Annotated in this window: 1 tRNA gene; it reads right to left on the bottom strand. The window is 54.1% G+C overall.

From position 1 onward, the window contains the following. Positions 1–2: 2 nt before the first annotated feature. Positions 3–78: transfer RNA gene (locus tag OGV89_RS22955), tRNA-Ala, on the bottom strand. Positions 79–246: the final 168 nt, after the last annotated feature.

Below are 246 nucleotides of genomic sequence, written 5' to 3'. Positions count from 1 at the left end.
GATGGTGGAGCTATGCGGGATCGAACCGCAGACCTCCTGCGTGCAAGGCAGGCGCTCTCCCAGCTGAGCTATAGCCCCATAGTAGTTATCTCATTCACCTTAATTCCTGCTGAGACAAGGCGTGGAGCGGCGAAGCATACTGAAGTATGCGAGTCGTTTCACAACTCGGTATCAGAAAGAATTTGGTAGGCCTGAGTGGACTTGAACCACCGACCTCACCCTTATCAGGGGTGCGCTCTAACCACC

The organism is Citrobacter sp. Cf125, from assembly GCF_030333935.1.
Taxonomy (GTDB): domain Bacteria; phylum Pseudomonadota; class Gammaproteobacteria; order Enterobacterales; family Enterobacteriaceae; genus Citrobacter; species Citrobacter freundii.
This window is presented reverse-complemented; position numbering and strand designations above follow the sequence as displayed.